This window comes from Microcoleus sp. S13C4, from assembly GCF_036700865.1.
GTDB lineage: Bacteria > Cyanobacteriota > Cyanobacteriia > Cyanobacteriales > Microcoleaceae > Microcoleus.
In genome coordinates, this window is the sequence record NZ_JAUBPS010000124.1 from 1 (window position 1) to 8,181 (window position 8,181).

Below are 8,181 nucleotides of genomic sequence, written 5' to 3' on the forward strand. Positions count from 1 at the left end.
TGATAGTTGACCTTCATAAAAAATCCCTTAATTTTCTGACCTGACATTGTAGCACTTATTTGGCAAAATGGTATAAATACCACTTATGCAGATGATTCATGGGAGCATTTTGCGCCCATTGATGCAGAGTGGTTTGATGGGCTTCCACTAGGGCGAGAGTTTCAGTTTGCTCGGTTTCTGGCTGTGTGGAAAACACTGCCAGATACGTCAGGGCTGCATAGAAATGGAAAGCAGGAACATGAACCAATCCCGATAATGCCATCACATACGGCTTGACTTGACAAATGTGGTTTAAGGCAGCCGGATAATTGCCCCATGAGTAGGCAAGCAGCAGCTTGTAAATGTACACAAGGGCGATCGCACTGAATTCATGATCCTGATAGTGCTTAGGAATCATCACCGTTTCATCATAGGCAGTTCCGATTAAGCAATCCGGCTGGTTCACCACTTCCCTCAAGTTATGCAACATCTGCTGCTCCATACGCAAATAAGTCTGAGCAGAATATTGCTTCACCTGAGCCAAGGTAGCATTGTAGCCTGCAAGTTCCGGTTCCCAAGTATCCAGCTCTACCCCACCGTAAAAGTTGATGTAGCTGTAAGTAGCTATGTTGTAGCCAGCGTTAAGAAAATCGCCCGCTTCCATGCCAGCTATAAAGCCCTCTTTCAGCGTTGCTATCCCTGCCCTCATAGCATTTTGATGATGCTGAATAAATGCCCCAAACATATTATGAGTAATGCACTTAAATTCTCGTGCATTGACCCGATCAAGCAATGAGAGGGCTAATTTACCAAAGCTATATCCCGTTTGTGCCTCTCCCAAAAAAGCACTTAATACCAGTCCATGAATCGCATAGCCCACTGTTGATGCGGGTGCATTCCCAAAGGAGAGCGATAAACTTACCATCGTGGAGCTAAGTAGGGGCACTAAGCCTGGGATTCCCTGGAGAATGGGTGCATATAACATCGCCAATATTGGCATAGCTGCCTGAGTCTGAGGATCACTCATCACAGGCAGATTCACCAGTTGATCAATCGTTCTACCTTGGAGTTGGCTAGCAACGCCTTGTAGCGCTTGGCTAATCAAGGCTTCGTCAGGTGCAGTGGGTAGTTCAATCCCCAATTGCCAGAGTGCATCTCTTGCTACTGCAATGGCTTCTAGTGACTTGCTCTGTGCTGTCTGGGCAGCGATTTGAATTTCGTAAATTTTGATTTTGTCTAAGATTGTCGGGGCATTCTGTAACACCCGTGCTGCCATCTGTTCCATGCCATCAAAGTCAGCATTCAAATAGGCGACTTCAGCAGCAGCAACATAGAGGTTCAGAGTCAATTCATACTCGCTTTGCCAACACTTGGTTGTCAGTAGCTCAACCCCCACTTGTAGATAAACTCTGGCTGCCGTGTAGGCGGTAGAATTTCTGGCTTTACAACCGGCTGCCAAGTTGAGTTTAGCTAAGGCTTCTCGTTCGCTCGGTTGGGTGATTAACTCAATTCCTCGATTCAAATGCCCGACAATATCAAACAGTTTTTCCTCTTGCTCTATTTCGGGACAATTTTGCTGGAGTAACTGTCCAATTTTGAGATGCGTTGCTTTTTTCTGTGAATCTGGAATTAGAGAATATGCAGCTTGTTGGACGCGATCGTGCAAGAAGCGATAGGCAACCGTTTGAGAAGTAGATCGATCGAGCTTTTCTTCTTCCCCTACATAAAATTTATAAATCTCACTCTGAGGTAAAAGAAAACCTTCCTGTAAAGTTTTCCACAATGCCGTTGCCGTTTCCGTCTCCGAGATTTGCGAAACAATTGCTAATGTTGTCAAATCAAACTGATTGCCCATGCAAGCGGCTACTTTTAAAACTGACTGAGTTTCAACGGGCAATTTCTGTAACTGCTGCGCCATGAATTCAACTACATCCTCCGTCAGTGCTGCTTCTGTAATTTGGCTAATATGGCAGTGCCAATAGCCTGCTTTGATATCGAAAACAATTAATCCATCGTGATACAAGGCCTTGAGAAACTGCGTCGCAAAAAATGGGTTGCCTTTTGTTTTCTGATACACCAATTCCGTCAGCGGTTCTGCTAATTTAGGAGAACAAGTCAGCGTATCTGCTACTAATTGATTCAAACTGGTGCGAGCCAGAGGTGCAAGTGTGATGGTATTGACCGTTGCCCCTGTTTTAAGCTGTTCACCATTTAAATTTTCGATACTATCTAAGCCAGTAAAGGGTTTCAGCCTCTGCAACACCCAGTTTAAATGCTAAACAGCTTAGTGACTTCATCTAGGGTCAACATCAAGGGATGGGCAGCGGAAACTTCATTGTCTCGATAGGCTCCAATTAGTAGCAGGTGACTGGACTGGGATTCACCTATGAGGAACTTCATCAACTTTAAAGATGCCGAATCTGCCCATTGTAAGTCATCCAGAAACATCACTAAGGGATGCTCTTTTGTGGTAAAGACAGATATAAATTTTTGCAAGAGTAAATTGAACAGATTTTGAGCAGCTATCCCTGATAATTCGGGGGCAGGGGGTTGTTGTCCGATAATCCGTTCTAGTTCGGGAATGACTTCAATAATAACTTGTCCGTTGTCGCCCAATGCTACCAGGATTTTAGTCTTCCAGTGTTCAATTTTAGCATCGGACTCGCTCAATAATTGCCCCATCAAATCTCGAAATGATTGCACAAAAGCACTGAAAGGAATGTTGCGCTGAAATTGGTCGTATTTGCCTTTAATAAAATAACCGCGCTGACGAACTATCGGTTTATGAACTTCATTCACGACTGCCGTTTTACCAATGCCCGAAAAACCTGCCACCAGCATCATTTCCGTGCTGCCCCTACTGACTCTTTCAAAAGCAGCTAATAAATTATCCACTTCAATTTCTCTGCCGTAGAGCTTTTCGGGGATGAGGAAACGGTCTGTAATATCCCGCGTTCCCAATGTAAATATCTCAATGTTACCTGTTTTTTGTAAGTGAGCAATACAAATCTCTAAATCGTGCTTGAGTCCTAATGCAGTCTGATAGCGATTTTCTGCATTCTTCGCCATCAATTTACTGACTATTTGGGATAAAATTAGGGGAACGGCGGGAGCGATTTCGTACACCGTAATCGGCTCTTTGGCTAGATGACAATGTACTAACTCCATAGGGTCGTCTGACTCGAAGGGTAACTGTCTTGTCAACAATTCATAGAAGGTCACACCGAGGGAATAAAAGTCACTCCGATAGTCAATACCTCGATTCATTCTTCCTGTCTGTTCTGGGGAGAGATAAGCTAAGGTTCCTTCAAGGATGTTGGGATTATGGATTTCTTGGGTTTCTCTCGGCAGTAGGGAGGCGATGCTAAAGTCAATCAGTTTAATTTGTTTAGTTTCGGGATGAATCAGGATATTGGCGGGTTTGATATCTTTATGAATAACTTGGTTTTGGTAGAGAGAGTGGAGAATATCTGCTAGTTGCAAGGCTAGGTCTAGACAGTTTTCTAAAGATAAAGATTTACAGGGTTGGTTTTTATCAGTTGCTGCCTTGAGATAACTACAGAGGGAAACTCCTCCACAGTCCTCCATTATCAAAGCATAGGCGTTTTTGTAAGGCGCTAAATCGAGTGGCTTAACAATACTGGGGAGGTGGAGATTTTTGGCAATGGTATATTGGTTGCGGAATTGAAGTAGTTCGCTGAAGCTGGGGTATTCGTTTCGCAGCAGTTTGATGACGACTGGAGTGCGATCGCTCTCCCGAACACCCCGATACACTAGAGTGCGATCGCCTGCATAGAGTTGTTCTGTTATGCGATACCCCGGCAGGTCAGTAATTGTCTCCATTTTCCAGTCCTCAATAAATTGGGGGTTAGTATATCTCTAGTTTACTCAGTAAACCTGGAAAGTTCTCAATTGCCTTTAATCTGTTTGAACTTGTCAGTCCGCGTTCTGTACGAACGATCGCAGCTCGTTCGATACTGAAGCCATATTATTAATTGTTTTACGGCTTTAGATTACCAACTGATAATAAGCGGCAAGCCAGGTCGGAAATCTACCTGTTGTCCCTGCACTTCTCCATCAAAACCAAGCTCCACAAAATACTCGGTTCCTATCCGTAAGTTGACCTGATTTGTCTCAAGCACTGCTTGAAGTTCAGGTGACGGATTATTGGCAGCAGGACTGACTAATTCTACGCGAGTAATTTCGCGCCAACCAACACCATGCTCCAAAGGCTGTGACTTATCAGTAGAGTATTGATCTGGACGTTTACCAAAGGGAATTTGGAAAAGCATGGGCTCAGTCAAAACCTCACTATTTGTACCCACCGCGATACTCATCGTTTCAGGTAAGTAAGGCGCACGATATGCCCAACTAGAAAATGCAACTGTGTCCTCAGAACCTTTGGCTGGACGCAAACAGATGCCAAACGGACACGCACCATTATTCCGATTTGTCGATCGCTCCCAAAGACGAGTCTGATGAATTGGCTCAGACTTCGCCTCTTCTGGATCGTGAATCCATAACAATTCCAACATTGCGTTATGGAAAAAGAAACAGCGATTGGTTGTACCTTGTCCGCGATGAATGCGAGATCCACCCTCCACTAAACCGAATGAGGATAAACGATTAGCTTCCGAAGCACCCATATCAGTAAGGATGAAAAGATGGTCGAATTCAAATGTCATAGCATTGTTCAGAGAATCAATCGCTCAATTAATTTTAATCCTCTGTGATTGCTTTTTTTGCGATCGCCACGCTTATGCTGCACTGCGTACTGTACCAAAGTCTCAAACCTCTACTCAGTCAATCTTTCCCAATCTAAAATCTAAAATCTAAAATCTAAAATCGCGCAATCGATAGTCCCAAACCTCTACTCAGTCAATCTTTCCCAATCTAAAATCTAAAATCTAAAATCTAAAATCGCGCAATCGATCGCCCCAACCTTCCCCAAGCTTCAAGTTACAACTAGATTGAGGAACCATCCGCCCACATCCCGCAGTCTCAACATCCAGTTACCGACAATTCTGCTAAAGTCAGGTCATCCTCCGGTGCATCTTGTAGAGACGCGATTCGCAGCCTCTGCCCCCACAGCAGTAAAATCCCATCACATTGTCACCTGCCACCCGATCGGCAATAACTTAAAAATTAAGGTAGTTTGAAAATAATCGCCCAAAATTGAAAGAAGTCTTGACATCTAACCTACACTCTCTAACTTAGACCCTCTAGCTGCGCTGCCATCCATATTTAAAAGATGCCATGTCAACCTTAGTCATCGTCGAATCTCCGACCAAAGCCCGCACCATCCGCAACTTCCTGCCCTCCACCTACCGTGTAGAGGCATCGATGGGCCATGTCCGCGACCTACCATCCTCCGCCGAAGAAATACCAGAAGCCGTTAAAGGAGAAAAATGGGCGCAACTGGGCGTAAACGTGGAAGCAGACTTTGAACCCCTCTACGTCATCCCGAAAGATAAAAAGAAAATTGTTAAAGAACTCAAAGACGCCCTCAAAGACGCCACAGAACTGATTCTAGCCACTGACGAAGACCGGGAAGGCGAAAGCATTTCCTGGCATTTGCTGCAAATCCTCAAACCCAAAGTTCCCATCAAGCGGATGGTGTTTCACGAAATCACCCGCGAAGCTATCCGCGACGCTTTAACTCACTGCCGCGATATCGACAATCGAGTTGTACAAGCCCAAGAAACTCGCCGAATTCTCGATCGACTCGTCGGTTACACACTCTCTCCGCTACTCTGGAAAAAAATCGCTTGGGGTTTGTCCGCTGGTAGAGTACAGTCAGTCGCAGTCAGGCTTTTGGTGCGCCGGGAACGGGAACGCCGCGCTTTCCGCCAAGGTAGTTACTGGGATTTAAAAGCCCTTTTGGAAAAGGGCAAAATTTCCTTTGATGCCAAACTCGTGACAGTCGGCAATGTGAAAGTTGCAAACGGCAGCGATTTTGATGAAAATACCGGGCAAATTATCTCCGGCCGCCGCGTACTTTTGCTGAACGAAGAACAGGCGCGGGCTTTACTCTCACGCATCCAAAACAAACCTTGGACTGTCACCAATCTCGAAGAACGGCCAGTCACCCGCAAACCGTCGCCGCCGTTTACGACCTCGACTTTGCAGCAGGAAGCTAACCGCAAGCTGCGGCTGGGTGCGCGGGAAACGATGCGAATTGCCCAAAGTCTCTACGAACGCGGTTTTATCACCTATATGCGGACGGATTCGGTGCATTTGTCCGAACAGGCGATCGCAGCGGCGCGCAGTTGCGTGCAAGAACTTTACGGCAGCGAATACCTCAGCCCCCAACCGCGCAAATATACGACGAAAAGCAAAGGTGCCCAGGAAGCCCACGAAGCTATCCGTCCCGCCGGTAGCACTTTTCGGACTCCCCAGCAAACGGGATTAGATGGCATTGATTTCCGCCTCTATGATTTGATTTGGAAGCGGACTGTGGCTTCTCAAATGGCCGATTCCCGCCAAACTCACGTCACGGTACAAACTCAAGTAGAAGATGCCGGTTTCCGTTCCAGCGGCAAACGCATTGATTTTCCGGGCTTTTTGCGGGCATACGTGGAAGGTTCCGACGATCCGAATGCGGCGTTGGAAGACCAAGAGGTGATTTTGCCGGCGCTGAAGGTGGGGGATAAACCTAATTGTAAGGATTTAGGGGCGATCGGGCACGAAACTCAACCTCCCGCCCGCTACACGGAAGCTTCTTTGGTCAAAATGCTCGAAAGTGAAGGTGTGGGCCGTCCGAGTACCTATGCGAGTATTATCGGTACAATTGTCGATCGGGGATACGCCAAATTAATAGCTAACGCCCTAATTCCGACATTCACCGCTTTCGCCGTCACTACTTTATTGGAAACACATTTTCCCGATTTAGTAGACACCGGTTTTACTTCCCGAATGGAACAAACCCTGGATGAAATTGCCACCGGCGAGGCGAAATGGCTGCCGTATTTGCAAAAGTTTTATACAGGGGAAACGGGACTCGCAACCCAAGTCAAAGAACAGGAAAGTCAGATTGACGCGAAAGTTGCCCGAACAGTGGTATTGGAGAATATTTCAGCTAAAGTTTGCATCGGCAAATTCGGCGCATACCTAGAATCTGAAAGCGAAGAAGGCCTGGTAAAAGCATCGATTCCCCAAGATTTGACGCCGGCCGATTTAGATCCGGAACAAGTGGAGTTTCTGTTAAAGCAAAAAACGGAAGGCCCGGAAAAATTGGGTCTTCACCCGGAAACCGGGGAACCGATTTATGTGCTGATTGGCAGTTATGGGCCATACGTTCAGTTAGGGGATGTTTCGGAAACGAACAAGAAACCGAAGCGGGCTTCTTTACCGAAGGGGACGGATAAGGATACCGTGACGCTGGATATGGCGGTGAGTTTGTTGACTTTACCTCGGTTGTTGGGCACTCACCCGGATACGGGGGCGAAGGTACAAGCTAATTTGGGTATGTACGGGCCTTATGTGGTTCACGACCAGGGTAAGGTGGGGAAAGATTATCGATCGATCAAACCGCCGGATGATGTTTTGACTATAATGCTCGATCGGGCATTGGAACTATTAGCGCAACCGAAAGCCGCCCGCGGCAGCAGCAAAACAGCTACACCTTTGAAGGAATTGGGCGCGCATCCAGAATCGGGAGAACTTATCAATGTTTACGACGGCCGTTATGGGCCCTACGTCAAACACGGCGATATCAATGCTTCTTTGGCTAAGGATGAATCTGTGGAGAATTTCACCTTACAAAAAGCACTGGATTTGTTAGCAGCGAAGGAAGCAGCGGGCGGCGGAAAATCTAGCAGCAAGTCGAAGAAGTCAACTAAGACTACTGCGGCGAAATCGGAGACTGCAACGAAGAAGACTGCGGCGAAGAAAACGACTGCTAAAAAGACGGAGACTGCCGTGAAGAAAACGACTGCGGCGAAGTCGGAAACGGCGACAACAGCAAAGAAAACGACTGCTAAGAAGACGGCGACTGCGACTGCCACTAAGAAGAAAACCAACTGAAATTAGTTTAGTTTTCACTCATCCCGAAACCCGGTTTATTAAAAAAACCGGGTTTCTTTATTTATTAAACACTAGACAACATGGCAAAAATAGGTTTGTAGTAATACCATTTTTTTAAAGATGTGATAGACTTGTGTAAAAAGTAAAGGAGAGAATTACAATGTCTGGTCGTCCTCA

2 protein-coding genes and 1 pseudogene are annotated in these 8,181 nt (G+C 46.2%); 1 reads left to right on the forward strand and 2 read right to left on the reverse strand.

Features of this window, described 5'->3' with window-relative positions; genetic code table 11:
- Positions 1 to 73: 73 nt before the first annotated feature.
- A pseudogene (locus QT996_RS27550) lies at positions 74 to 3,822 on the reverse strand (ATP-binding protein); the annotation flags it as partial.
- A 170-nt stretch (positions 3,823 to 3,992) separates the two neighbouring features.
- Complete coding sequence (locus tag QT996_RS27555; protein ID WP_333050596.1) at positions 3,993 to 4,664, reverse strand: VOC family protein; 672 nt, start codon at positions 4,662 to 4,664, stop codon at positions 3,993 to 3,995.
- Positions 4,665 to 5,235: 571 nt separating this feature from the next.
- Here QT996_RS27555 and topA point away from each other — a divergent pair.
- Complete coding sequence (gene topA / locus QT996_RS27560; protein ID WP_333050597.1) at positions 5,236 to 8,004, forward strand: type I DNA topoisomerase; 2,769 nt, start codon at positions 5,236 to 5,238, stop codon at positions 8,002 to 8,004.
- Positions 8,005 to 8,181: the final 177 nt, after the last annotated feature.

Bases quoted from the DNA above. Each gene is read 5' to 3' on its own strand.
- topA (WP_333050597.1), top strand. From the start codon at position 5,236: ATGTCAACCTTAGTCATCGTCGAATCTCCGACCAAAGCCCGCACCATC.
- QT996_RS27555 (WP_333050596.1), bottom strand. From the start codon at position 4,664: ATGACATTTGAATTCGACCATCTTTTCATCCTTACTGATATGGGTGCT.